Genomic DNA, 2,197 nt, shown 5'->3' with positions numbered 1-2,197 from the left:
TGTACAGACAGAAAATGCCGCAATTGCACGACGAATCTACTCACTGTTGAAGGAATTTTTTCATACCCACGGTGAGTTGGTTGTTCGGAAGAAAATGAAATTAAAAAAGAATAATATCTATATTGTGCGGGTAAAAGACCGGGTTGAGGAAATCTTGAAGGATTTAGAAATTCTTGATACTTTGGTCATCAATCCAAATATTTCAGCCGAAATGATGGAGAATGAACAGCGGAGTAGGTCATACTTGCGTGGGGCATTCTTGGCTGGTGGGTCAGTGAACAATCCTGAAAAATCAGCTTATCATTTAGAAATCTATTCAGTATATGAAGAGCATTGCGAAGACTTGGTGACTATGATGAACCAGTTTAATTTAAATGCGCGGTCAGTGGAACGGCGCTCTGGTTATATCGCTTATTTAAAAGGGTCAGAACAGATTGCTGACTTCTTAGCCCTAATTGGGGCCACCTCTTCTATGCTGAAGTTTGAAGATATTCGGATTGTTCGCGACATGCGGAATTCAGTCAACCGGATTGTCAACTGTGAGAATGCCAACTTGAATAAAACGGTGACAGCAGCTTCCAAGCAGGTTGAAAATATCGAATTGATTCAAGCAACCGTTGGGATTGGTGAATTGCCTGAAAAATTACAAGAGATTGCATTACTGCGGTTGGAAAACCCAGAGGCATCTATTAAAGAATTAGGGGAACTGGTTGACGGTGAACCGATTTCTAAATCAGGTGTCAACCACCGACTACGTAAGATTAACCAATACGCTGAGCAATTAAGAAATACAGCAATTACACAGTAGGATAAATTTAGAAGAATAGATATAGAATGAAGCGATTTGACGGTGGGTGACTGCTTGAAAATCGCTTTTTTAATTGCAATTTTCGTGGATATAATCATTTGGTTATAGCAAGGGTCAAAATTCAGTATTGGTCATTTTTTACTTTGTATTACATAATATCGGATGATTATTCAGCCAGATGATTGCTCAGTAAAAATGTCTTAAAAAATTCACGATAAAAGCCTTGTGGGTGAAGATTATCTTCAGTCACAAGGCTTTTTCTATAGCTGATGCATGTACAGGTGACCAGCTCGTACTAGGATTGGTTTAGTGAACAATCAGTTGATGGTATGGCTAATTATTTAATGAAGGTGTAGTTAATAATATTATTATTAGCTGATAGCTAGGGCTAAGGCAACTAGGGCAGATCCAGTTCTTACATGGTTCCACCTAGACCATTGTTGGACAAAGTCAGTCCAATCGATTCGGATTTTCCGGTTAGCTAGTTGGCGGTTCAGTGGCATATTGAAGGCGATAGTTACGCCGATGACACCGACAAAATAAATCACAAAGCTCAGATACATTTGCCAGTCAATGGGGTTGCCTAGCAAAATCAACGCAATGAATAAAAATATCGGTGCAAAAAAACTGCCTAGAAATCGGTCGTTTTCAACCTGTTTGTTGATGTCTTGCATGATTCTTTGCCCAACGTTGCCGGCTTGTTTACCAAGAACTGGCATGATGGTGTTGGAGAAAGAAAAATAGAAGCCTAGTTGGATGGCTAGGCAAAGGACATAGACAATCTGAAAAATAGACACACTCGCTCTCCCCCTAACCAAAACCTAGCTACAATAGTTTCGTTAATAGCCCTTTTTAATAGCCTATCATTAAGTCTATTGTACTGGAACAAGTTTCTACTGGAAAGTGGGACCTTGCTAAATCTGGATGGGGGCCAAATTTAAATTGAGCTAGTATAGTTTGCTATCTTGATTAATCTAAAATCAGGGTTTCGATATTGGTCATTAATTGTTCGGCAGGGTTTTGCGGTTGATCAATACCCATTTTCTTACGAAGGAAAGTCACTTCAGATACTTGCACCTCAATTGTTGAGACGTTTTGACCTTGTTTATTTTCAAACTGACGCATACGCAATTGACCAACAACCGCTAATTCATCGCCTTTTTGCATGTAGGTATCAATGAGTTTAGCCGTCCCGTTCCAAGCGGTAATAGGGATAAAGTCGACATGGTCAGTCCCATCTTTCCCTTTACGGTTAATGGCTACTGCGTTGTTGACCACTTGTCGGTCGTTTGAAATTTCAGTTAGGGTGACTTCTCTGGCTAAACGTCCGATTAATTGTACTTGATTCATTTTTCATCCTCCTAAGGTTTCTGACTCAACTAGAGGTTG

The 2,197-nt window shown here is 39.8% G+C and carries 3 protein-coding genes; 1 reads left to right on the top strand and 2 read right to left on the bottom strand.

The genetic code is table 11. From position 1 onward, the window contains the following. Positions 1 to 808: DNA-binding protein WhiA (gene whiA / locus ACRCJ0_RS12430; RefSeq protein ID WP_431390621.1), on the top strand; the 808-nt coding region annotated here is incomplete at its 5' end. Between the two features lie 371 nt (positions 809 to 1,179). Here the strand turns inward: whiA and ACRCJ0_RS12425 are convergent. Then, positions 1,180 to 1,605, bottom strand: a complete 426-nt coding sequence (locus ACRCJ0_RS12425; protein WP_197558367.1) for a DUF1772 domain-containing protein — start codon at positions 1,603 to 1,605, stop codon at positions 1,180 to 1,182. A 172-nt stretch (positions 1,606 to 1,777) separates the two neighbouring features. Continuing rightward, a complete protein-coding gene (locus ACRCJ0_RS12420; RefSeq protein WP_271735825.1) occupies positions 1,778 to 2,158 on the bottom strand; it encodes a single-stranded DNA-binding protein in 381 nt (126 codons plus the stop codon). Positions 2,159 to 2,197 lie beyond the last annotated feature (39 nt).

It is taken from the genome of Aerococcus sp. L_32 (assembly GCF_050689315.1).
The sequence above is the reverse complement of the archived record's forward strand: the minus strand, read 5'-3'. Positions and strand labels throughout refer to the sequence as shown.

Coding starts and splice junctions, on each gene's coding strand:
- ACRCJ0_RS12420 (WP_271735825.1), bottom strand. CDS start 2,158: ATGAATCAAGTACAATTAATCGGACGTTTAGCCAGAGAAGTCACCCTA.